Genomic DNA, 23090 nt, shown 5'->3' with positions numbered 1-23090 from the left:
AATGAACAATAAACGCTTACTCAATCATATTCCCAATAAAACCGCCATTCGCGGCTTCAGCATCCTTGAATTTCTGGTTGCTAGCCTGCTCAGCATGATCGTCTTAATGGCTGTCAGCTCCACCTACTTTACTGCACGCGGATTGAACAAATCTGCCAACTCCCGCATCGGTATCCAGCAAGATTTGCGCAACACCGCCAACATGATCGTCCGCGATGCGCGTATGGCAGGCAATTTCGGCTGCTTCAATATGTCGAATTTTCCTGTCTCTGCAGTGATAGAAGACAAAAGCTCGGATGAATACACATTGAAAACAGCTGGTGTAAATAAGCTGTTACCAGTTAAAGAAATCAATAAATTAGGCTATGCAGGTTTTGCTCAAACCGGCAAAGCACTGCTGTTTCAATATGGAATCGACAAAGCAAACCCTGTTGCAAAAACTGCCATTGTCAGCAGCTGTTTCGGCATTGCCAAACCTCAAACAGAAATTAAAGATTTAGATGCGGCAAAAACAGCTTTGAAAATTACCGACTCTAATCAAAATGGCAGTATCGCCATCATGAAACATGAAATGATTGCCTACGCTGTCGGTAAACTTGGTGAAGAGAGCGGTTTGTTCCGTTTCCAATTATCAAATGATGGTTCATGGAGTAATCCGCAGCTGTTGATTAAAGGCATCACTGCTATGGATATTCACTATATCTATGCAGAATGTCCTCATTCTGAAAATGCCTCTGCCAGCGGAGTAAATACAGAATCATTTGATTACAAAAACGCATTGGATAGCTCAGCTGAGGCTACGTCTCCAGCCTCTATCCAAATCGTACTGAATAACGGAAGTATTGACCCATCGAAAGAACAAGACAATAAAGTCGATATCTACAATATTAATGCTACCATTCGCGGAGGAAACGTATGCGCCGACCGATCACTCTAAACAAACCTAACCAGCAGCGGGGCTATGCTTTGTTTATCGTTTTAATGATGATGGTCGTCATCGCCCTGCTCGTGGTCACAGCCACCCAGTCCTACAATACTGAACAGCGTATCAGCACCAATGATGCCGACCGCAAACTGGCAACCACCCTCGCCGAAGCGGCACTGCGTGAAGGTGAAAATCAAATTTTTGATATTGAAGGTAAAAAGACTAATTTTACCAAAGAGTGTAAAGATGGTTTTTGCGCCACACCTAACGTGAAATCTGACAACGAAGCCATTGAAGAAACCTCTACTGAAGATGCCTGGAAAAGAAAATGTGATAAAAATCAAAATCTTTGCATTGACACCAACGGTAAAGAATACTCTCTAGATAAAAAAAGCGGCATCGCAAACAATCCACGCTACATTATCGAATATTTAGGCAAAACTACTGAGGGTCGAATTACCTACCGCGTTACTGCCAAAGCATGGGGTAAGAATGCCAATACCCAAGTCGTTCTTCAGTCTTACGTTGCCAGCGAATAATATAATGAATACCACCTCTACCAAACAACTAGGCTTTACGCTGGTTGAGATGATGATTGCCGTCGCCATCTTAGCCATCCTGAGCGTCATTGCCATTCCCTCTTACAACCGCTACATTGAACGCGGCTACCAATCACAAGCGCATGCCGAGTTAGTCGCCATCAATTCCGCTTTTAAAAACCAGATGGTTAAAAATCCAAAGTGGAAAACTGATGAGGTTAAAACTCAGTTGGATGACTTTATTTCCTCATATAAAGGCCATAAAGATTTGGCAGACAAATACAAATACTCTGCCGAAATGATTGATGCCAATAAAAGCCGAGCCTATCGTTTGAAAGCCATACCCACCAAAACAGGCTATACCCTTTCCGTTTGGATGGATAGTTTGGGCAATGCTTACAAATGTACTGATATTAATTCTGCCAAGGATTCCAAAACTACAATGACCAATGGCAAAGGTTGTGAATCGGTTTCCAAAAAGAAATCTTCTTAGTCTGACAACCATAAAAAAGCAGTGTCATTTTATCGACACTGCTTTTTTTATTTTACTGCTTCCAATCATCGTCTCGGCGTTGGCGTTTTAACAAGATCCTGACTGCGCCATCATTGCCTTGTCGAGGCTCGACATAAGCCAACACATCAGGATGCTGCATCAACCAGCGGCGCGTCATATTTTTCAAAACCGGTTTATAGCCTGAGGAACCTAAGCCGCTACCGTGGACAATCTCGCCGCAAACGCCACGTTTTTTCGTAAATTCAATAAATTCGTTCAATACCTGCTGCGCTTCTTCCTGCGTATAGCCATGCAAATCCACATCCGCCACCACGGAATAATGGCCGTTTCGCAAACGCATCAAATCATTTTTACCCTGCCCGTTTTTACTGAACGAAGCCGGCGGTTCTTCCCAGCTGCCACTGCCCACATAAAAATAATCTTCCTGCTCCAAAGTCGCCATTTCTTTAGGTCGCGGCTTGATAGGCGATTTATCGCGGGGCTGTTCATAATAGTTGCCGGCATTTTTCAACGGCGTAACCTTACCAACCGCCTTGCTGAAATCCACATCCTCTACCTGTTTTTTAGCCTTCGCTTCCGCTTCCCGCTCTGTAGCTTCCTTTTTCGCCTGTTTGCCCAAAGCCTTCAGCGTTTCTTGAAAGTTTGCCGTCATGGTTTGTCCTTTCCCAAAAATTGATTGCACACATTATAGCAAACCCGATTACAAGGCCGTCTGAAAGACTCTTATCATCGCTTCGTGTTTAGGGTATAGTATTAACGCATTGCCAGTCTTATAAAAGAGAGAAAATATGTTTAAACGCCCGGAAGAAATTATTGTTTTGGTACTTGCCCTATTATGGGTCGCACTCAGCTACTACTTTGCCGCCATCCTGATTTCAGATGCCTACACCATTCTCCTGATTACCGTACTGACTTTTGTTTGGGCGGCCATCTGTTTCCTTTTATGGCAGCGCAACTTAAGCCGTCATATTTGGCCGCTGTTCCTCGGCAGCCTGGTTGCCTGCTGGTGGCCATACTTCACTTGGCTTGCAAGCGACGTTCCTGAAGGCACATGGTATTCAGGCTGGACATTCAAATCCATTATCGCCTTGATTCCCGTTGTGGCCGCTTATATCTTCAAGTGGAAACGGAGCCGAAAAAACAAAATCTCCAACACCATTGCCTGATACCTCGCGCCGTCTTTTTCAGACGGCGTTTTCCATATCTGACATAACGCTCAGACTGTCAACAATCCCAATAAAATGCTATACTCTTCACACGATTTAACACCCTAAAACAGGCCGTCTGAAAGACTTATCAAGATGATCAGCAAACAAGAATACCAAGCCCAAGCCGCACAAGGTTACAACCGCATTCCACTCGTTCAAGAGCTGCTTGCCGACTTGGACACACCGCTCTCAATCTACCTCAAACTTGCCAACAAGCCTTTCACCTACCTGCTCGAATCCGTTGTCGGTGGCGAACGCTTCGGCCGCTATTCCTTTATCGGCCTGCCTTGCAACCACTATCTCAAAACCAGAGGCAAACATGTCGATGTGTATCAAAACGGCGAAATCGTCGAACAACACGACGGCAATCCCCTGCCCTTTATCGAAGCCTTCCACAACCGCTTCAAAACGCCAGAAATCCCAAGCCTGCCGCGCTTTACCGGCGGCCTGGTCGGCTACTTCGGTTATGAAACCATCTACAATTTCGAACATTTTGCCCACCGCCTGAAACATACGGCCAAAGCCGATCCGCTCGGTACGCCCGACATCCTCCTGATGCTCTCGCAAGAGCTTGCCGTAGTGGATAACCTAAGCGGCAAAATCTACCTGATTGTTTATGCCGATCCGTCTCAAGCCAACGGCTACGAACGCGCACGCGAACGTCTTGAAGACATCCGTACCCAGCTACGCCAAAGTTGCGCCATCCCGCTTTCCCTCGGCAGCAAACAAACCCAAGCAGTCAGCGAATTTGGAGAAGAACCTTTCAAAGCCTGCGTCAACAAAATCAAAGACTACATCTTTGCAGGCGACTGCATGCAGGTTGTTCCCAGCCAACGCATGAGCATGGAATTTACCGACAATCCGCTTGCCCTCTACCGCGCCCTGCGTACGCTGAACCCATCGCCGTATATGTTCTACTACGATTTCGGCGATTTCCATATTGTCGGCTCTTCGCCCGAAATCCTCGTCCGCCGCGAACGCGACGATGTCATCGTCCGCCCTATCGCCGGCACACGCCTGCGCGGCAAAACACCAGCCGAAGACCTCGCCAACGAGCAAGACCTGCTGAGCGATGCCAAAGAGATTGCCGAACACGTCATGCTAATTGACTTAGGACGCAACGACGTTGGCCGCATCAGCAAAACCGGCGAAGTCAAAGTCACCGACAAAATGGTGATTGAAAAATACTCCCATGTGATGCACATCGTCTCCAACGTCGAAGGCCGTCTGAAAGACAGCATGACCAACATGGACATCCTCGCCGCCACCTTCCCCGCAGGCACACTTTCCGGCGCCCCCAAAGTCCGCGCTATGGAAATCATCGAAGAAGTCGAACCGAGCAAACGCGGCATCTACGGCGGCGCAGTCGGCGTATGGAGTTTCAACAACGACATGGATTTGGCCATTGCTATCCGCACTGCCGTGATTAAAAACAATACCCTCTTCGTCCAAAGCGGCGCCGGCGTAGTTGCCGACTCCGACCCAACATCCGAATGGCTGGAAACTCAAAATAAAGCCCGCGCAGTAATCCGCGCAGCGCAAATGGTGCAAGAAGGGTTGGATAAATAATTTTCAGACGGCCTGCGCTCTGAAATGACTAAACAATAAGATTATGATACTCAACGAAAAACAACTAAAATCCATCAGCAAATTCCTCAGCTTTATCTTACGCCATCATCCCGAGCAAATCGGCATTACTTTGGATAAAGACGGCTGGGTAGATATTGATACCCTGCTGACACAGGTAAATCATCCCGAGCGCGGCTTTACGGGCAATCCGCTGACCTACGAAATATTGTTGGAAGTGGTCGAAAACAACGATAAAAAACGGTTTACCCTTTCTAAAGACGGCAAACGCATCCGCGCGGCGCAAGGTCATTCGACGGCACAAGTTCAGGTCGAACACAAAGTGGCAACGCCTCCTCAGATTTTGTATCACGGTACGGCTGAGCGCTCTGTTCCGTCTATTTTGGAGCAAGGCCTGCATTCTGCTTCGCGCCATTTTGTCCATCTGTCTGCCGATGCCGCAACAGCCGTCAACGTCGGTTCCCGACACGGCAAGCCGCTTGTATTAACCATCGACACTGTCGCCATGCTTGCGGCAGGACACCAATTTTATCTGGCGGACAACGGCGTATGGTTAACTGAAAACGTTCCGCCGCAATTTATCGGCAAGCTTTAAAACATCAGGCCGTCTGAAGCCGTAAAACCATGTTCAGACGGCCTGCAAACACCCTACCCAATTTCTTCATAAAGCGATTATCCATGAACACATCTCCCATCCTCCCTCCTGCTATGCTCGGCATTCTTGGCGGCGGACAATTAGGCAGAATGTTTACTGTTGCTGCCAAAACCATGGGCTACAAAGTAACCGTACTCGATCCCGACCCGAATGCGCCGGCGGCGGAATTTGCTGACCGTCATTTATGCGCGCCGTTTGACGATGAAGCAGCTTTGGAAGAATTGGCAAAATGCGCGGCGGTTACAACCGAGTTTGAAAACGTCAATGCCGACGCGATGCGTTTTCTCGCCAAACATACCAATGTTTCCCCCAGCGGCGACTGCGTTGCCATCGCGCAAAACCGCATTCAGGAAAAGGCATGGATACGCAAAGCAGGCCTGCAAACCGCGCCGTATCAAGCGGTTTGCAAAGCCGAAGACATCACTGAAGAAAGCGTACAATTTCTACCCGGCATCTTAAAAACTGCCACTTTAGGCTACGACGGCAAAGGCCAAATCCGCGTAAAAACATTGGATGAACTCAAAGCCGCATTTGCCGAACACAGAGGCGTGGATTGCGTTTTAGAAAAAATGGTGGACTTGCGCGGCGAGATTTCCGTTATCGTATGCCGTCTGAACAATGACAACGTGCAAACTTTCGACCCTGCCGAAAATATTCACGAAAACGGCATCCTCGCCTACTCCATCGTCCCTGCGCGACTGAGTGCCGACGTGCAGCAACAGGCGCGGCAGATGGCGCAGCGTTTGGCCGATGAATTGAACTACGTCGGCGTATTGGCAGTAGAAATGTTTGTTGTCGGCGATACACATGAATTGGTCGTCAACGAAATCGCGCCGCGTCCGCACAACTCCGGCCACCATACCATCGACGCCTGCGCGACAGACCAATTCCAGCAACAGGTCCGCCTGATGTGCAACCTGCCTCCGGCTGATACCAAATCACTGAGCTCTTGCTGTATGGCGAATATTTTGGGCGACGTTTGGAAGGAAGACGGCGGCGAACCCGAATGGCTGCCGCTGCAAAGCAACCCGAATGCACATCTGCATCTTTACGGTAAAAAAGCCGCGCGCAAAGGCCGAAAAATGGGCCACTTTACCGTCTTGGCCAACGATGCGGACAACGCGTTCCAAACCGCTCAAACCTTGCATCAAAGCCTGTAACCATACCCACTTTTTCAGACCATCCGCCATGAGCCTTCTGACCATCCTCCGTCCGGCAACCGAAAAAGACTGCCAAGCCATACACAACGCCCATCTGCACGCCGTTCAATACGCCTGCATCCGCAGTTACGATGAAACCATCATGCACACATGGGAAAGTCTGCTCGATATCAACAGCTATTTGGAAACCATCTCCGATAAAAACAAAGCTTTGTGGGTGGTCGAATACAAAGGGCTGATTCAAGGCTTCTTCCAAGTCGATTTCAAAGAAGCGCAACTGGACGCCTTATACGTCCATCCGCTCTTCCACAATCTCGGCTTGGGCACGGCTCTGCTCAGCCGCGCCGAAGAAATGGCACGAAATGCAGGCCTCAGCTTTCTCAAACTGTATGCCTCGCTCAATTCCGTACCTTTTTATCGACTTAACCGCTACGAATCGCTCGGTACTGCCGTGTTGCAGCTGAACAAAACCGTCCGCGTCGAATGCGAATTGATGCGCAAATACCTGTAATTTTCTCTTCCGCCGTTGCTTTTTTGAAAGAAACCGATGTCCCGAATTGCCGCCCTGCCCGACCATCTTGTCAACCAAATCGCCGCCGGCGAAGTGGTCGAACGCCCTGCTAACGCCTTAAAAGAAATCGTTGAAAACAGTATCGATGCAGGCGCAACGGCGATTGATGTCGAGCTGGCCGGCGGCGGCATCCGCCTCATCCGCGTCAGCGACAACGGCGGCGGCATCCACCCCGACGACATCGAACTCGCGCTCCACCGCCACGCCACCAGCAAAATCAAAACCTTAAACGATTTGGAACACGTTGCCAGCATGGGCTTTCGCGGCGAAGGTTTGGCCAGTATCGCCTCCGTCAGTCGCCTGACCCTGACCAGCCGTCAAGAAGACAGTTCGCACGCAACCCAAGTCAAAGCCGAAGACGGCAAACTCAGCAGCCCCACCGCTGCCGCCCACCCCGTCGGCACCACCATCGAAGCCGCCGAACTCTTCTTCAATACCCCCGCGCGGCGCAAGTTCCTCAAATCCGAAAACACCGAATACGCTCACTGCGCCACCATGCTCGAACGCCTCGCGCTGGCGCATCCGCACATCGCCTTCTCGCTCAAACGCGACGGCAAACAAGTGTTCAAACTTCCTGCCCAAAGCCTGCATGAACGGATTGCCGCCATTGTCGGCGATGATTTTCAGACGGCCTCATTAGAAATTGACAGCAGCAATGGCGCGCTACGGCTCTATGGAGCGATTGCCAAGCCAACTTTCGCCAAAGGCAAAACCGACAAACAATATTGCTTCGTCAACCATCGTTTTGTCCGCGATAAAGTCATGCTCCATGCCGTCAAGCAGGCATACCGAGACGTATTGCACAACGCACTGACGCCTGCTTTCGTCCTCTTTCTCGACCTGCCGCCAGAAGCCGTGGATGTCAACGTACACCCAACCAAAACCGAAATCCGCTTCCGCGACAGCCAACAAGTACACCAACTCGTGTTCCACACGCTCAACAAAGCCCTTGCCGACACGCGCGCCGACTTGACCGAAAGCGTCAGCAACGCAGGCGAAGTACTGCATGACATTACCGGCGTTACGCCTGCACCAATGCCGTCTGAAAATCTGTTTGATAGCGCATCCAACTACCCGACGGGCAACAAATCCGATACACGCAATGCCTTTGATTCATCAGGCAAAACCGCGCCCATGCCTTACCAAGCCGCGCGCGCGCCGCAACAACGCAGCCTATCCCTGCGCGAAAGTCGCGCGGCAATGAATACTTACGCCGAACTCTACAAAAAAACCGACGACATTGACCTTGAGTTAAGCCAATTCGAGCAAGCACGTTTCGGCAATATGCCGTCTGAAATGCCTACCCAAAAAACAGAAACGCTGCTTTCAGACGGCCTTCCATCACAATCCGAACTGCCGCCGCTCGGTTTTGCCATTGCACAATTACTTGGCATCTACATCCTTGCCCAAGCCGAAGACAGCCTGTTGCTCATCGATATGCACGCTGCCGCCGAACGCGTCAACTACGAGAAAATGAAATGCCAACGTCAGGAAAACGGCAACCTGCAAAGCCAGCGCTTGCTTATTCCCGTAACCTTTGCCGCGTCCCACGAAGAATGCGCCGCCCTTGCAGATCATGCCGAAACACTGGTAGGCTTTGGCTTGGAATTGTCCGACATGGGCGGCAATACCCTTGCCGTCCGCGCAGTTCCCGCCATGCTCGGCAAAGCCGACGTCGTTTCACTGGCCAAAGATGTTTTGGGCGAACTCGCCCAAGTTGGCAGCAGCCAAACCATCGAAGAACACGAAAACCACATTCTCGCCACCATGTCTTGCCACGGCTCAGTCCGCGCCGGCCACCAGCTTACCCTGCCGGAAATGAATGCGCTCCTGCGCGATATGGAAAACACACCGCGCAGCAACCAGTGCAACCACGGCCGTCCGACTTGGGTCAAACTGACTTTAAAAGAATTGGATGCGTTGTTTTTACGCGGACAGTAACGCCGATAAAAAGGCCGTCTGAAAATGCTTTCAGACGGCCTTTTAACTTATTTGCCCTTAGCGAATATCCATAGGTGCAAACGATTTTACGGTTTCATCGATTGCTTTAACACGGGTCAGGAAATCTTCCAATTGGGCAAGCGGCAATGCGCTTGGACCATCGCATTTGGCTTGGTCGGGATTGGCATGGGATTCGAGGAACAAACCGGCCAATCGGGTTGCCATACCGGCAAGCGCCAAGTCCAATACTTGGGCGCGACGGCCGCCTGATGCTGCGGCACCGGATTCGCGCGTTTGCAGGGAATGGGTTACGTCAAAAATAACGGGCAGGTTGTGACACGTTTTTTTCATCACGCCAAAGCCGAGCATATCGACCACCAAGTTGTCGTAGCCGAAATTTGCGCCGCGTTCGCACAAAATGATTTGTTCGTTGCCTGCTTCTTGGAATTTCTCGACGATGTTTTTCATTTGAGATGGGCTGAGAAATTGCGGCTTTTTGATGTTGATAACATTGCCGGTTTTCGCCATTGCCACCACCAAATCGGTTTGGCGCGCCAAGAAGGCAGGCAGCTGGATGACATCGCAGACTTCGGCAACCGGTTGGCATTGGTAAGGCTCGTGAACGTCGGTAATCACGGGAACGTTAAACTCGCGCTTCACCGCTTGAAAAATCTTCATGCCTTCGTCCAAACCCACACCGCGGAAAGAGTGGATGGAAGAGCGATTTGCCTTGTCGAAAGAGGCTTTGAACACGTAAGGGATGCCGAGTTTATCGGTTACTTTAACGTATTGCTCACAGGCTTTCAGCGTAGAGTCAAGGTCTTCAAGGACATTGATGCCGCCGAAAAGGGTAAAGGGCGCATCGTTGCTGACGGTGATGTTGTTGATTTGGATATTCACGGCAAAGCCTTTCAGATAAGTTGAATTTGGGAAACAGGCCGTCTGAAACGTTTCAGACGGCCTTTGTTTGAATATTACAACACGGTGTGCGGCGGCTCATAAGAAATCACGTCGCGGATTTTATTGTTCTCATCGACGAGGACGACTTTCGGCTCATGCGCTGCAATTTCGGGTTCGGACAACATAACGTAAGACATGATAATCACGATGTCGCCTTTTTGAACCAAACGTGCGGCCGCGCCATTCAGGCAAACGACGCCGCTGCCGCGTTCGCCGGGGATGGTGTAGGTTTCAAGACGTTCGCCGTTGTTATTGTTGACGATGGCAACTTTTTCGTTAACGCAAATACCTGCTGCATCCAGCAGGTCTTGGTCAACGGTAATGCTACCGACGTAGTTAAGGTCGGCTTCGGTAACGGTGGCACGGTGGATTTTGCCGCCGAGCATGGTACGGAACATGGGTTTCCTTTTTGATTGTGGGTTGATTTGCGGTTTTAACTTCCGGGAAGTTAAAACCGCTGTTTGTGTGATTGAGGATTAGTTATTGGGAAAGTCTGCTTCGTCAAACTCGGGTTCCGGGTCGCTTTGAAGGACTTTTCCGTTTAATTTCAACTCGCTGTTTTGCAGAGTCAGATGGGTTTTGACATTATCGTCTTCTAAGGTCAAATATTTTTCTCTTGCCATACTTTTGATGGTGCTGTCTACCATCAGGCGCAAGGTCTCGTTGATATCGTCGATGCTGGCACGGCCTGCGGCTTCATCTTCGGCATTGACGCTAAACAGGCTGCTTACTTGGTTAACGGCGAGCTGCTCCAACAATTTTTGCGGTACGCTCATGTTGAAGTCGGCTTCGGTTTTCTTCAGCATATCGCCCAAATTGTTGAGGTCTTTAGCTGCCAAACCTTTAAACGCGAGTTTGCCGCTGACATCGACATCACCATGAGGCATGGTGAATTTGAAGGTTTTGACGTTCAAAACCGGATTATTGGTAAACAGGCCCGAAGCCTCGTTTTTGGCCGTCTGAATCAAGGAAGCCTGAATTTCTTCTTCGCTCATTTTCTTCACGGACACTTCGGCAATTTTGTTTTTCAATGCCAAAAGTGATGCCGCATCCAAATGCTCGGCAGCGACATTGATGTCCAGAGGGCCGTATTTGTCTTCGCCATAGGTCAGGCTTTCAAATTGGAAGCGGCCTTCGCTGTTGATGAATTTATCGACTTCGCCGGTCTGGGTATCGAAACGCAGTTTGTTGACTTCGATTTTAGACGGAGCAATCGTGCCGGTCGGATTGATAAATGCACCGATTTGCAGGTTGGTTACGAGGTTGACCAACTCGTTCAACTTAACGTTGTAATCGATGTTTTCTTTCCATTGCAGCAGAAATTTATCCAGCGTAATGCTGCTCTTGCCCAAAGCAAGCTTGGTCAGGCCGTCTTCCGTTTCGGATTGGAAGCGCAGGTTTTCCAAAGACACATCGCCTTTGTCGGCCAATTTGACTTGTAAAGACGGCGCAAGATAATCGTGGCGATAGCTTTTGAAGCCTTGGCTGTAATCGGTATTGCCGCTAAAGCCTTTCCAGTTGAGTTTGATACCGGAAAGCTCTTCATAGTCGAAGGCGGGAATATTGAGGCTGAGTTTGCCGTCACCGGAAAGGTAAACCGTATTGGTCATGGTCAACGGCGTTTGCTGGCCGAAGAAGCGGTCCAAAACCTTTTTGGTTTCCGGATGGTATTGGAACTCGGTTTCCACGTGGGCGCGCGTACCGAAGCCGCCGGCAAACGGACCGTGTGTCACGTGGTTGATGACCGTAATCGGCTCTTGCAGGACAGTTTTCAAATTGTCCGGCAGGTATTTTTGCGTATTTTGAAGCAGGGTCGGCTTGAGGCGGATGACGGTCGTCTCGGTTGAACTGAACCAGCCGCGATCGTATTGGTGGGACTCAACGGTCAAAAAACCGGATTCCTGCAACAGCTTTTGTTGCTCGGTCAGGCTTTCTTCCGCTTTGACACCAAGATAATAAGGCGTGCCAAGCGCAGCGGCGACAACGACGGCGGCAGTCGGGATAAGATACTTTTTCATCACTTCAAACAGATTAGGTTCAAAGCGTAAAGCATAGCATTTTTTAGCTGTTTTGTCTTATCCGCCGTTTCAGACGGCCTTTAGGTAAAGATTGTGATATTATGCAAACATAAACGATTTTTACACTTTTGGCAGGCCTTACCCTGTCTGCCAAAATGTCATTAAAGGTTTGCAAATGCTTTTATTTATCGACAATTACGACAGCTTCACCTACAACATCGTCCAATACTTTGCCGAATTGGGGCAGGAAGTTTTGGTACGTTGCAACGATGAAATCACCATCGAAGAAATCGAAGCCCTGAAACCGCAATATCTGGTCATCGGCCCGGGCCCTTGTTCCCCTAAAGAAGCAGGCATTTCTGTTGCAGCCATGCAGCACTTTGCCGGCAGGCTGCCCGTCATGGGCGTGTGCCTCGGGCATCAAACCATGGGCGAAGCGTTCGGCGGCAATGTCGTGCGCGCGCAAACGATGATGCACGGCAAAGTCTCCCCCGTTTTCCATCACGGCACAGGCATGTTTAAAGACCTGCCCAATCCGGTTAACTGCACGCGCTACCACAGCCTCGCCATCGACCGCGCCACCCTACCCGACTGCCTCGAAATTACCGCATGGACGGAAGACGGCGAAATCATGGGCGTACGCCATAAAGAATATGCCGTCGAAGGCGTACAGTTCCACCCCGAAGCCCTGCTGACCGAACACGGCCACGATATGCTGAAAAACTTCTTGGAAGAATTCAAAGACTATCGTCCGCAAAAATCTTAATGAAAGGCCGTCTGAAAGGTGTTTGACAATGTTCAAACCGCATTTTCAGACGGCCTGAATCACATCGGACACGAACAAAGGAAAAATCATGATTACCCCTCAACAAGCGATTGAACGCCTCATCAGCAACAACGAACTTTTCTACGATGAAATGACCGACCTCATGCGCCAAATCATGAGCGGCCAAGTTCCGCCCGAGCAAATCGCCGCCATTCTGACCGGACTGCGGATTAAAGTTGAAACCGTTTCCGAGATTACCGCCGCAGCCAGCGTGATGCGTGAATTTGCCACCAAAGTGCCGCTGGAAAACGCCGATGACTTGGTCGATATTGTCGGCACAGGCGGCGACGGTGCCAAAACCTTCAATATTTCCACGACTTCCATGTTTGTCGCGGCTGCGGCAGGCGCGAAAGTCGCCAAACATGGCGGACGCTCCGTTTCTTCATCCAGCGGCGCCGCCGATGTCATGGAACAAATGGGCGCCAACCTCAACCTCAACCCCGAACAGGTTGCCCAAAGCATCCAGCAAACCGGCATCGGCTTTATGTTCGCGCCCAACCATCACAGCGCCATGCGCTATGTTGCCCCCGTCCGCCGTTCGCTCGGCTTCCGCAGCATCTTCAATATCTTGGGCCCACTGACCAATCCTGCCGGCGCGGCAAACCAACTCTTGGGCGTGTTCCACATCGACTTGTGCGGCATTCTTTCCCGCGTATTGCAACAGCTTGGTTCCAAACATGTTTTGGTTGTGTGCGGCGAAGGCGGTTTGGATGAAATCACGCTGACCGGCAAAACCCGCGTTGCCGAACTGAAAGACGGCAAAATCACCGAATACGATATCAGCCCGGCCGATTTCGGCATGGAAATCCGCCGCAATTTGGACGAAATCAAAGTCGAAAACGCGCAAGAATCCCTGCAAAAAATGAACGAAGTGCTGGATGGCAAAGTCGGTGCCGCACGCGACATCGTCGTCCTCAATGCAGCCGCCGCGCTCTACGCAGGAAATGTGGTCGCATCGCTGGCGGACGGTGTCAAAGCCGCGCAAGAAGCCATCGACTCCGGCAAAGCCAAAGCCAAAAAAGACGAGTTTATCGAATTTGGCAAACAGTTTGCCTAAACTTTAAAACCATAAACAAAGGCCGTCTGAAAAATCTTTCAGACGGCCTTTTATTCTTTAAATATTAAAATTTGCTTTTAATATCATTAATCAAGCCTTCAGCTTTTTCTTTGGCTTCTTCAGCCAAGTGTGCTACTTTCTCTTTGGCTTCACCGGCTAAATGAGCTGCTTTTTCTTTAGCTTCACCTGCAAAGTTTTCTACTTTTTCTTTAGCCTCGCCTGCAAAGTTTTCTGCTTTTTCTTTAGCATCCGCAGCAACTTCTTTTGTCTTACCGACGCCTTGTTGAACTACGCCTTCAGCTTTGAGTTTGGAATCGTCAAGAACTTCGCCGGCTTTCTCTTTTACTTCACCGCTGATTTGATCTAATTTGCCAGTCATCATTTATTCCTTCTTAGTTTCATGTTGATAAGAGTAATCACTATACCCCAATAGATATTGGGTTGCAACTTAAAGTCTGTCTCAATATTAAAAACATAATAAAAATGGATTACGTCAAGTTAGCACAACTGTTTCAATATCGCTTCGGCTACTGCCTCGCCTATCATCTTGCTGCCGAACTCATTGAAATGAAGTCCATCGCACAGCATCACATCGGTCAAATCCTGCTCAAACATCAGACTGTATAAATCATTGACGGTAAAACCATATTGCCTTGCCAAATCCTCCGCCACACGGTTATAGGCCTTCAAGTCGGCCAGATAGCGGCGCGAGGGTTTGACGATATTGTGTACGCTTTCCAAAAACGGCGTACTGCTCGCCCAAATAATTTTTGCCCCTGTCTGTTTCAGATAATCGAAAATTTGAATCAGGTTGCTGCGATAGGTTTTTATATCGGCCACCGGCTCATTACAGCCTTGATTATGGCGGATGTCGTGCAAACCGCAATTGATGTGGATAATGTCTCCCACAGTCGCGCCCTCTGTCCATTGCCTGATATGCTCTAACACATCATGCGACGAACGGCAGTTTTCCGATGGAGAAACAATATCCACCTCAGGCAAAGCGGCGCGCGTGTAAGGCTCCGAAGCAAGCCGAACGGAGTCGCCGATTAAGTAAACGGTCATTTTTGTTCTCCTCCCTTTATTTGAACCAACAGCAAGGCCGTCTGAAATATCACTTATATTATTATAAGAGTGCTATTTCAGACGGCCTTAACTTCAGTCAAGTTCTATCGTCAAATCATCAATTAGAGCTGACTGTTTTTATAAAAATCAATTAATTGCTTGGCCTGCAACATGGGCAGCCCAAAACGGTCGCTCACGGCTTTCCAATCCTTCCATTCCTGACCAGTCAGATTCTGCCCAACCCATTTGAGGTTTTCCGGATTGCTTTTGATTTTCTCAAAATACGCCTGCTTGCGTTTCCAGTTACGCGACCACACCAGCAACATGGTAAAAATACATAAAACAATCAATACAATATTGGTAAACAACATCATGTCCATACGACATACTCCCGCTTAAGTCTCGAAATCAGAAAATATGGATTAAAGGCCGTCTGAAAAACAATCTTCAAACGGCCTCAGCGTGACGCTCAACGTTGCATTTCCATCATTAACGCCTGACAAGCGGATTCGTTTTCCAAAGCACAAGATTCGCTCAGTTGGTTTAAACGGCTGTCGCGGTCTGGTGTATTGCCTTGCGCCATCTCTGCTTTAGTTTCTTCAAAATTGGTACAGGCATTTTCATAACCGCCTTTACAGGCTCGCTCGTAGAGCTTGACTGCGGCGGCATAATCCATGCCCAAACCGCTGGACGGATTGAGATACAGATTACCCAAAACATTGCAGCCGCGCATATTGCCGCCATCGCAGGCTTTTTTCAGAAACGGATACGCATGAGCAGGCGCTTCAAGATAATCGCGCATCCAAATGGCCGCAGTGACGCAACTCTCCAGATTGTTCCGATTGCATTCCCGTATCAGCTTATCGTGCTGCTTCTCGCTGTAATCCTCAGCCTGCACGCTAAATGCAGTGGCAACCAATGCCAAGCCAAACAATAAACGAAGTGTTTTCATCTGATTATTTCTCCAAAAATATTTGATGACAGGCCGTCTGAAAAAACAATCTTCAGACGGCCTTTATATTATCACTCAATGTTCACCCGTTTCAGGCGCAAGGCATTGCTCAACACGGAAACCGAGCTTGCCGCCATTGCCGCGCCTGCGATAACGGGGTTTAAAAAGCCGAGCGCGGCGAGCGGAATGCCCAAAATATTGTAGAAGAAGGCGAAAAACAGGTTTTGCTTGATGTTTTTCAAAGTTGCCTGCGACACCAGCAGGGCATCGGCGAGCTGGTTGACCGAATGCTGCATCAGTGTGGCGGATGCGGTGTGTTCGGCAACGTCCGCACCGCCTTTCATGGCGAAGCTGACGTTGGCGGCGGCGAGCGCGGGCGCGTCGTTGATGCCGTCGCCGACCATCGCCACGGTTTTGCCGGCGGTTTTGAGTTTTTGCACTTCGGCGGCTTTGTCGCGCGGACTCATATTGCCGAAGGCGTGTGCGATGCCCAGTTGTTTGGCGACGTATTCGACCGTGCCTTGGTTGTCGCCGCTCATGATGTAAACGTCGATGCCGTGTTTTTTCAGACGGCCTATGGCTTCGGCGGTATCGGCTTTCAGCGCGTCGGCAAGTGCGAATGCGCCGATCGGTTTGTTATCGACTGAGACTGCGACAATGCTTGCAATATCCCAAACGCCGTCTGAAAACTTCGGCAAGGTCAATTCGGCAAATTCGGCTTTGCCCGCTTTCACCAAACCCACGCCTTCGACTTCGGCGGCAATGCCTGCGCCGACAACGGTTTGCGCGTTTTGTGCGGCGGGAATCTCCAAGCCGCGCGCTTGGGCGGCAGAAACGATGGCACGGGCAAGCGGATGAGCGGCGTTTTGTTCAACGGCGGCGGCGATGCGGTACAAAGCGTCTTCATCAAAGCCGCTGTCGGGAACGCAATAAACGGCGGCAACCTGCGGTTTGCCTTCGGTCAGCGTGCCGGTTTTGTCCAACACGACGGCATCGACGTGGGCGGCTTCTTCCATCGCTGCCGCGTCTTTAAACCAAATGCCGTGTTTCACCGCCTTGCCCATGCCGACCATAATCGCGGCGGGCGTCGCCAGACCGAGTGCGCACGGACAGGCAATCACCAAAACGGCAACGGCGTGCATCAGCGCGACCATCCAATCGCCTTTTACCAGCCAAGTGGCGATAAAAGTCAAAAGCGCGATGCCCACGACGGCAGGCACGAACACCGCCGCCGCCTTGTCCGCCACGCGTGCAATCGGTGCTTTACTGCCTTGTGCTTCGGACAGCGCATTCATCATGTCGCCGAGCAGGGTTTGGCTGCCGAGCTGCGTAGCGCGGTAAACCACGCTGCCCTCGGTCATCAGCGCGCCCGCCAACACTTTGCCGCCTGCTTTTTTCTCTTCGGGATTGGATTCGCCGGTGAGGTGGCTCTCGTCCGCCCAGCCGCTGCCGCTTTCGATAATGCCGTCGGCGGCAATGCGTTCGCCGTGGTTGGCGCGGATTAGGTCGCCGATTTGCACTTGGTCGATGGGCAGCTGTTTCCATTCGCCATCGCGTTGCACGTTGACTTGGGTCGGCGTAAGTTTCAGCAGCAGGCCCAAGCTGTTCAGGCTGGATTTTTTGGTGCGGTGTTCCAAAAATTTGCCCAGCGACACAAAACCGATCACCATCACGCCTACTTCAAAATACACGTGTGCCATGCCGTGCGCCGCGTGCGGGCTGAAAAACAGCATATAAACGGAATACAGGTAAATCGATACCGTGCCGATGGTAACCAGCACGTCCATGTTCGCCAACCCGCCCTTAATGCTCGCCCACGCGCTTTTGTAAAACGGCACCGCCAGCCAAAGCTGCACCACGCTTGCCAGTACAAATTGCCATACAGGCGGAATCATCCAATCGTGCCGCCCGATCATCATCCCTGCCATGCCGATAAGGAACGGAATATTGATGGCCAACAAAAGCCACAGCCTCCAGCTTACATGCGCTGCTTCTTCGGGCTGCGGCAGCGCGTCTTCCGTTTTTTCCTTCGCGCCGTAGCCGGTTTTCTCGATAATTTTGGCGATGTCGGCAACCGACGTTTTGCTGTCGTCAAACGTAACCTGCGCTTCCTCGCTGGCAAAGTTCACCCCTGCCGATTCGACAAAATCTTTTTTGTTCAACACTTTTTCAATACGCGAAGCGCAGGCCTGACAGGTCATGCCTTCGATTTGAAAACGGACTTTTTGTTGCATGGTTTCTTCCTTCTGAATGTGGTTGGGCTACCTGAAAAAAGCGGAGCAGGGTTTTCAGGTAGCCTTTGGGGTGTTGCAGTCGATTTGTTGCGATTCGATTTACAAAGCCGCATCAAAGCCGCCGTCTTCCACCGCTTCTATCAGCGCGGCGGGGTTGGTTTGGGCGGGGTCGAATTCCACGACGGCATTCTTGTTTTCCAGGCTCACTTCGGCCTTGTCCACGCCGTTTACGCCTTCGAGGATGCTGGTAACGCTTTTCACGCAGCCGCCGCAGGTCATGCCTTCGATGTTTAATGTGATGGTTTGCATAGGGTTTCCTTTCTGTTGGAATGAGGCTGAGGTTTTAAAGCCCGTTGCAGCCAAAGCTTTCAGGTAACCTGAAATGATGGGTCTGCTCTTGCTTTCCCGCTAAGTGCCACCACTATAAAGCTTTACCCGAAGTAAAGGTCAAGCATCATGATGAACATCAGCCAGGCCGCGACCGAGAGCGGCCTTTCCGCCAAACAAATCCGCGACTACGAAAAGCACGGCCTAATCGCCCCGGCCGCGCGCAGCGAAGCGGGCTACCGCCGCTACGGACAGGCCGACCTTGTCCGGCTGTGCTTTATCCGCCATGCGCGGGAAGTGGGCTTTTCGCTGCCGCAGATCGGGCAGCTTTTGAGCCTGCAACACAACCCGCAGCGTACCAGCCGCGAAGTGAAAACGCTCACCGCGCGGCACATCGCCGAGCTGGAAGCCAAAATCGAACGCTTGCAGGGCATGGTGGCCGAGCTGCAACGTTGGCACGATGCCTGCGCGGGAGACGACTGCCCGGATTGTGCGATTTTGGCCGGACTGGAGGATCGTTAGGCGGCTTGGGCAGAATAGAAACAGGCTACCTGAAAAGTTTCAGGTAGCCTTAGTCGGCCACTAACGGTTTGGTACAGGCCTCGTCGTAATACGGCAGCCACTTGCCGCCGCTTTGCTTCAGATATGCGCGAAAACTTTTGTTTACCCGTGTGGCGGTGTAATCCAAATAATGGCAAAAAGTAAGTTATCGAGAGACAGAGGCCGTCTGAAGCGTTTCAGATGGCCTTTTCAAAATACGCTTATCGGTTACAAAGCCACATCGTAGCCGCCATCTTCTACGGCATCAATCAGCGCATCGGTATCTGTCTTGCTTTCATCAAAAGTAATCACTGCATTTTTGTTTTCCAAGCTGACTTCTGCTTTTTCCACGCCTTCTACGCCTTCCAAAAGACGGGTTACGCTTTTAACACAGCCGCCACAGGTCATGCCATCGATGTTGAGGGTAACAGTTTGCATTTGTATTTCCTTTCATTCAAACAAATATGGTTGCCAAATACTTTACTCCTTACATAAACAGCTTGCAAATTCTTCATTAGGGCCGTCTGAAAAATGCAGATAGGCGTATAATAACGTCCCTTACTTCATCAAACGGACATAATAATGACTTCAACATTGAAACAATGGGTTAGTGTATGCGCGCTGGCGGTGGGAGCGTTTATTTTCAATACCACCGAATTCATTCCGATTGCGCTTTTGAGCGACATCGGCCAAAGCTTTGGCAAACCGGCAACGGAAGTGGGCATGATGATCACGGTGTATGCGTGGATTGTTGCGCTCCTATCGCTACCGCTGATGCTGATGACGAAAAACATCGAACGGCGCAAATTATTGCTGATGCTGTTTGCACTGTTCGCGCTGTTTCACGCGCTGTCGTTCTTTTCTTGGAACTTCACCATCCTCTTGGTCAGCCGTGTCGGGATTGCGCTGACACACGCGATCTTTTGGTCGATTACGGCTTCTTTGGCGGTACGGCTTGCCCCCGCCGGCAAAACCAATCAGGCTCTGGGCTTGCTCAGTACGGGTTCGGTTTTGGCGATGGTTTTGGGTATTCCGCTGGGGCGCGTGGTCGGGCAATACTTCGGCTGGCAGCTCAGCTTCCTGCTGATCGGGGTCTGCGCTGCCGGCGTAATGCTGGTGTTGGCCAAAAATCTGCCTGCTTTACCCAGCCAAAATACCGGCTCTTTAAGCAGCCTGCCGAGTTTGTTCAAACGCCGTAATCTGATGTTGCTTTATGCCATGACGGTGTTGATTATTACGGCACACTTCACGGCATACAGCTATATCGAGCCTTTTGTGTTGCAAGTTGGCGGATTTAAGGCAGAACAAGTTACCATCGTTTTGAGCCTGTACGGTTTGGCAGGATTTGCCGCTTCTTATCTGTTTGGCAAATGGTTTGCCAAAGCGCAACGTTTGTTTATGCTTGGTGCGGTGGCGGTCATTCTGCTTTCCGCCCTACTGCTTCTGCCGCTTGCCTCTTTCCCGTATGCAGTATATGCGCTGGTGTTTATTTGGGGCGTGGCCATCGTCATCGTCAGCTTGGGCATGGTGTCGAAAGTCTTGGCATTTGCCTCGGATGCAACAGATGTGGCCAACTCGATTTATTCAGGTTTGTACAATGTCGGTATCGGCGGCGGTGCGCTTTTGGGACATTATGTAACCGTCTGGTTCGGTCTTTCCAATATCGGCATTGCAGGCGCGCTCTTGGCTGCGGCCGCTTTGGCCGTGTGCAGCCTGCTGGTTAAAGCACAAGGCAACCCAACACAAAACATTTAAAATCCAATCACTTTCCTAATCGAATGGACAAACAGCCTTCCTGCTGTTTGTCCGTTTTTTATTTTATTTTAAAAAATAATTTACAATTTATTTACACTACATTAAATTACAAATATACTGTCGCTGTCAGGTCGTCTGAAAACGGCCGGCACAAGCGTAAAAGAAAAACCAGCAAATTTCAGAGGAACATTCTATGGATCTGCACGCAAAGGACAAAACTCAGCATCCGGAAAACGTCGAGCTTCTCAGTGCACAGAAGCCGATTACCGACTTTAAAGGACTGCTGACGACCATTATCTCTGCTGTTGTCTGCTTCGGCATTTATTACATCCTTCCTTACAGCCCCGACGCCAACAAAGGTATCGCGCTGTTGATTTTTGTTGCGGCACTTTGGTTTACCGAAGCCGTACACATTACCGTTACCGCACTGATGATCCCTATCCTTGCCGTTGTACTCGGCTTCCCGGATATGGACATCAAAAAAGCGATGGCAGGTTTCTCCGACCCGACGATTTATATTTTCTTCGGCGGCTTCGCGCTTGCAACCGCCCTGCACATGCAACGTCTCGACCGTAAAATTGCCGTCAGCCTGTTGCGCCTGTCCCGCGGCAATATGAAAGTGGCCGTGTTGATGCTGTTTGCCGTTACCGCCTTCCTGTCTATGTGGATCAGTAACACTGCGACTGCCGCGATGATGCTGCCTTTGGCAATGGGCATGATGAGCCACCTCGATCAAGAAAAAGAACGCAAAACCTACGTTTTCGTCCTGCTCGGCATCGCCTACTGCGCCAGTATCGGCGGCTTGGGTACCGTGGTCGGTTCTCCGCCGAACATGATTGCCGCCAAAGCGCTGAACTTGGACTTCGTCGGCTGGATGAAGCTCGGCCTGCCGATGATGCTGTTGATTCTGCCGCTGATGCTGTTCTCCATGTATGTCATCCTCAAACCTAATTTGAACGAGCGCGTGGAAGTCAAAGCCGAATCTATCCCTTGGACCTTGCACCGCGTTATCGCGCTGTTAATCTTCTTGGCTGCCGCCATCGCTTGGGTATTCAGCTCCAAAATCAAAGCCGCATTCGGTATTTCCAACCCTGATACCGTTATTGCCCTGATTGCCGCCGTTGCCGTCGTCGTATTCGGCGTGGCGCAATGGAAAGAAGTTGCCCGCAATACCGACTGGGGTGTATTGATGCTCTTCGGTGGCGGTATCAGCTTGAGCGCATTGCTGCAATCTTCCGGCGCATCTGAAGCACTGGGTCAGCAAGTTGCCTCCACGTTCTCCCATTCTCCTGCATTACTAGTGATTTTCGTTGTTGCCACCTTCATCATCTTCCTGACCGAGTTCACCAGTAACACGGCTTCCGCCGCCCTGCTTGTGCCTATTTTCGCCAGCATTGCCGCGCAAATGGGTCTGCCTGAACAAGTCTTGGTATTCGTCATCGGTGTCGGTGCATCTTGTGCCTTCATGTTGCCGGTTGCCACACCACCTAACGCAATTGTGTTCGGTACAGGCTTAATCAAGCAACGCGAAATGATGAATGTCGGCTTATTGCTGAACATCCTCTGCGTGGTATTGGTTGCTCTGTGGGCTTATGCTGTACTGATGTAAACCATCAACCTAAACAACAAGGCCGTCTGAAAGAATATTTTTCAGACGGCCTTGAAGTTTGTCGTTCAGACACAATTTAACGAATGATTCAAAACCGGATTCTAACGAAAGGAAACCCATGATTATCCTGCACACCAACAAAGGCGACATCAAAATCGAACTCGATTTCGACAAAGCCCCCGTTACTGCTAAAAACTTCGAGCAATACGTTAAAGACGGCTTCTACGACGGCGTAATCTTCCACCGCGTCATCAAAGGCTTTATGATTCAAGGCGGCGGCATGGATGAAAACATGAACGAAAAAGAAACCCGCGATCCGATTCAAAACGAAGCGTCCAACGGTTTGCCTAACGAAAAATACACCATCGCCATGGCGCGTACTTCCGATCCTCATTCTGCCAGCGCGCAATTCTTCATCAACACTGCCGACAACGCCTTCCTGAACTTCCGTTCTAAAGAGCTGTACGGCAAAACCGTAGTCCAAGACTGGGGCTATGCCGTATTCGGTAAAGTCGTTGACGGTTTTGACGTGGTCGATGCCATCGAAGGCGTTTCTACCAAACGCCACGGCTACCACGACGACGTACCGAGCGAACCTGTCATCATCACTAAAGCCGAAGTGGTTTAATTGATTTGATTTCCCATAA

The 23090-nt window shown here is 50.4% G+C and carries 26 protein-coding genes; 15 read left to right on the top strand and 11 right to left on the bottom strand.

Features of this window, described 5'->3' with window-relative positions; translation table 11 throughout:
• Position 1 precedes the first annotated feature (1 nt).
• Genes HMPREF3022_RS07915 through HMPREF3022_RS07905 form a run of 3 tightly spaced genes read left to right on the top strand, consistent with a single transcriptional unit; the run spans position 2 to position 1957 of the window.
• Complete coding sequence (locus HMPREF3022_RS07915; protein ID WP_049333303.1) at positions 2 to 937, top strand: PilW family protein; 936 nt, start codon at positions 2 to 4, stop codon at positions 935 to 937.
• On the top strand, positions 916 to 1464 hold the full coding sequence (locus HMPREF3022_RS07910; protein ID WP_049333305.1) for a pilus assembly PilX family protein: 549 nt from the start codon (positions 916 to 918) through the stop codon (positions 1462 to 1464). The genes HMPREF3022_RS07915 and HMPREF3022_RS07910 overlap by 22 nt, the downstream gene beginning before the upstream one ends.
• 4 nt (positions 1465 to 1468) lie before the next feature.
• The gene (locus HMPREF3022_RS07905) at positions 1469 to 1957 is read left to right on the top strand and encodes a PilX family type IV pilin (protein WP_049333307.1); all 489 of its coding nucleotides are present in this window, start codon (positions 1469 to 1471) and stop codon (positions 1955 to 1957) included.
• 52 nt (positions 1958 to 2009) lie between these two features.
• Here the strand turns inward: HMPREF3022_RS07905 and HMPREF3022_RS07900 are convergent, their stop codons facing one another.
• A complete protein-coding gene (locus HMPREF3022_RS07900; protein WP_049333309.1) occupies positions 2010 to 2630 on the bottom strand; it encodes a Smr/MutS family protein in 621 nt (206 codons plus the stop codon).
• 136 nt (positions 2631 to 2766) lie between these two features.
• Between HMPREF3022_RS07900 and HMPREF3022_RS07895 the strand changes: the two genes are divergently transcribed.
• The 6 genes from HMPREF3022_RS07895 to mutL all read left to right on the top strand — a co-directional run bounded on the left by HMPREF3022_RS07895 (position 2767) and on the right by mutL (position 9100).
• Positions 2767 to 3144, top strand: a complete 378-nt coding sequence (locus HMPREF3022_RS07895) for a hypothetical protein (RefSeq protein ID WP_049333311.1) — start codon at positions 2767 to 2769, stop codon at positions 3142 to 3144.
• A gap of 135 nt (positions 3145 to 3279) precedes the next feature.
• Entirely contained in the window at positions 3280 to 4755 is a 1476-nt protein-coding gene (gene trpE, locus HMPREF3022_RS07890; protein WP_049333313.1) for an anthranilate synthase component I, read from the top strand.
• Between the two features lie 43 nt (positions 4756 to 4798).
• Positions 4799 to 5368 (top strand): RNA 2'-phosphotransferase, encoded by a 570-nt coding sequence (locus tag HMPREF3022_RS07885; protein WP_049333315.1) that lies wholly within the window; start codon positions 4799 to 4801, stop codon positions 5366 to 5368.
• 83 nt (positions 5369 to 5451) lie between these two features.
• Positions 5452 to 6588: a 5-(carboxyamino)imidazole ribonucleotide synthase gene (locus HMPREF3022_RS07880; RefSeq protein ID WP_049333317.1), complete on the top strand. Its 1137-nt coding sequence runs from the start codon at positions 5452 to 5454 to the stop codon at positions 6586 to 6588.
• Positions 6589 to 6616: 28 nt separating this feature from the next.
• Positions 6617 to 7099, top strand: a complete 483-nt coding sequence (locus HMPREF3022_RS07875; RefSeq protein ID WP_003678948.1) for a GNAT family N-acetyltransferase — start codon at positions 6617 to 6619, stop codon at positions 7097 to 7099.
• A 36-nt stretch (positions 7100 to 7135) separates the two neighbouring features.
• Complete coding sequence (mutL, locus tag HMPREF3022_RS07870) at positions 7136 to 9100, top strand: DNA mismatch repair endonuclease MutL (RefSeq protein ID WP_070765409.1); 1965 nt, start codon at positions 7136 to 7138, stop codon at positions 9098 to 9100.
• Between the two features lie 57 nt (positions 9101 to 9157).
• Here the strand turns inward: mutL and kdsA are convergent, their stop codons facing one another.
• The 3 genes from kdsA to HMPREF3022_RS07855 form a co-directional block, all read right to left on the bottom strand.
• Positions 9158 to 10000: a 3-deoxy-8-phosphooctulonate synthase gene (kdsA, locus tag HMPREF3022_RS07865; protein WP_003747068.1), complete on the bottom strand. Its 843-nt coding sequence runs from the start codon at positions 9998 to 10000 to the stop codon at positions 9158 to 9160.
• 74 nt (positions 10001 to 10074) lie between these two features.
• The gene (gene panD / locus HMPREF3022_RS07860) at positions 10075 to 10458 is read right to left on the bottom strand and encodes an aspartate 1-decarboxylase (RefSeq protein WP_003678944.1); all 384 of its coding nucleotides are present in this window, start codon (positions 10456 to 10458) and stop codon (positions 10075 to 10077) included.
• 78 nt (positions 10459 to 10536) lie between these two features.
• Complete coding sequence (locus tag HMPREF3022_RS07855) at positions 10537 to 12078, bottom strand: YdgA family protein (protein ID WP_049333319.1); 1542 nt, start codon at positions 12076 to 12078, stop codon at positions 10537 to 10539.
• A 175-nt stretch (positions 12079 to 12253) separates the two neighbouring features.
• Between HMPREF3022_RS07855 and HMPREF3022_RS07850 the strand changes: the two genes are divergently transcribed.
• Together HMPREF3022_RS07850 and trpD are read left to right on the top strand one after the other, a co-directional pair.
• Positions 12254 to 12844, top strand: a complete 591-nt coding sequence (locus HMPREF3022_RS07850; RefSeq protein ID WP_003683598.1) for an aminodeoxychorismate/anthranilate synthase component II — start codon at positions 12254 to 12256, stop codon at positions 12842 to 12844.
• An 88-nt stretch (positions 12845 to 12932) separates the two neighbouring features.
• Complete coding sequence (gene trpD / locus HMPREF3022_RS07845; RefSeq protein ID WP_003747072.1) at positions 12933 to 13961, top strand: anthranilate phosphoribosyltransferase; 1029 nt, start codon at positions 12933 to 12935, stop codon at positions 13959 to 13961.
• A gap of 64 nt (positions 13962 to 14025) precedes the next feature.
• On the opposite strand, the gene HMPREF3022_RS07840 is transcribed toward trpD, so the two are convergent.
• The 6 genes from HMPREF3022_RS07840 to HMPREF3022_RS07815 all read right to left on the bottom strand — a co-directional run bounded on the left by HMPREF3022_RS07840 (position 14026) and on the right by HMPREF3022_RS07815 (position 18521).
• Positions 14026 to 14340, bottom strand: coding sequence for a CsbD family protein (locus HMPREF3022_RS07840; protein ID WP_070460884.1), 315 nt, complete (start codon positions 14338 to 14340; stop codon positions 14026 to 14028).
• Positions 14341 to 14459: 119 nt separating this feature from the next.
• Positions 14460 to 15026, bottom strand: a complete 567-nt coding sequence (locus HMPREF3022_RS07835; protein WP_070460885.1) for an SGNH/GDSL hydrolase family protein — start codon at positions 15024 to 15026, stop codon at positions 14460 to 14462.
• Positions 15027 to 15148: 122 nt separating this feature from the next.
• Positions 15149 to 15406 (bottom strand): thiol-activated cytolysin C-terminal domain-containing protein, encoded by a 258-nt coding sequence (locus tag HMPREF3022_RS07830; protein ID WP_070765408.1) that lies wholly within the window; start codon positions 15404 to 15406, stop codon positions 15149 to 15151.
• 89 nt (positions 15407 to 15495) lie between these two features.
• Positions 15496 to 15978, bottom strand: coding sequence for an SEL1-like repeat protein (locus tag HMPREF3022_RS07825; RefSeq protein ID WP_070625391.1), 483 nt, complete (start codon positions 15976 to 15978; stop codon positions 15496 to 15498).
• A gap of 71 nt (positions 15979 to 16049) precedes the next feature.
• Positions 16050 to 18212 carry a heavy metal translocating P-type ATPase gene (locus tag HMPREF3022_RS07820; protein WP_070765407.1) on the bottom strand — a complete coding sequence of 721 codons (2163 nt, stop codon included), beginning with the start codon at positions 18210 to 18212 and terminating at the stop codon, positions 16050 to 16052.
• A gap of 99 nt (positions 18213 to 18311) precedes the next feature.
• Positions 18312 to 18521, bottom strand: a complete 210-nt coding sequence (locus tag HMPREF3022_RS07815; RefSeq protein ID WP_003674677.1) for a heavy-metal-associated domain-containing protein — start codon at positions 18519 to 18521, stop codon at positions 18312 to 18314.
• Positions 18522 to 18668: 147 nt separating this feature from the next.
• Here HMPREF3022_RS07815 and cueR point away from each other — a divergent pair, with 147 nt between their 5' ends.
• Positions 18669 to 19061, top strand: coding sequence for a Cu(I)-responsive transcriptional regulator (gene cueR / locus HMPREF3022_RS07810; protein WP_070765406.1), 393 nt, complete (start codon positions 18669 to 18671; stop codon positions 19059 to 19061).
• A gap of 246 nt (positions 19062 to 19307) precedes the next feature.
• On the opposite strand, the gene HMPREF3022_RS07805 is transcribed toward cueR, so the two are convergent.
• Positions 19308 to 19517, bottom strand: a complete 210-nt coding sequence (locus HMPREF3022_RS07805; protein ID WP_004519826.1) for a heavy-metal-associated domain-containing protein — start codon at positions 19515 to 19517, stop codon at positions 19308 to 19310.
• Between the two features lie 144 nt (positions 19518 to 19661).
• Between HMPREF3022_RS07805 and HMPREF3022_RS07800 the strand changes: the two genes are divergently transcribed.
• From HMPREF3022_RS07800 to HMPREF3022_RS07790, 3 genes are all read left to right on the top strand, one after another.
• Entirely contained in the window at positions 19662 to 20834 is a 1173-nt protein-coding gene (locus HMPREF3022_RS07800) for a sugar transporter (RefSeq protein WP_049333336.1), read from the top strand.
• 193 nt (positions 20835 to 21027) lie between these two features.
• Positions 21028 to 22443, top strand: coding sequence for an SLC13 family permease (locus HMPREF3022_RS07795; protein ID WP_049333338.1), 1416 nt, complete (start codon positions 21028 to 21030; stop codon positions 22441 to 22443).
• Positions 22444 to 22561: 118 nt separating this feature from the next.
• Positions 22562 to 23071, top strand: coding sequence for a peptidylprolyl isomerase (locus tag HMPREF3022_RS07790; RefSeq protein ID WP_004519830.1), 510 nt, complete (start codon positions 22562 to 22564; stop codon positions 23069 to 23071).
• Positions 23072 to 23090 lie beyond the last annotated feature (19 nt).

The sequence above is a fragment of the Neisseria sp. HMSC065C04 genome (assembly GCF_001815375.1).
GTDB lineage: Bacteria > Pseudomonadota > Gammaproteobacteria > Burkholderiales > Neisseriaceae > Neisseria > Neisseria flavescens_D.
This window is presented reverse-complemented; position numbering and strand designations above follow the sequence as displayed.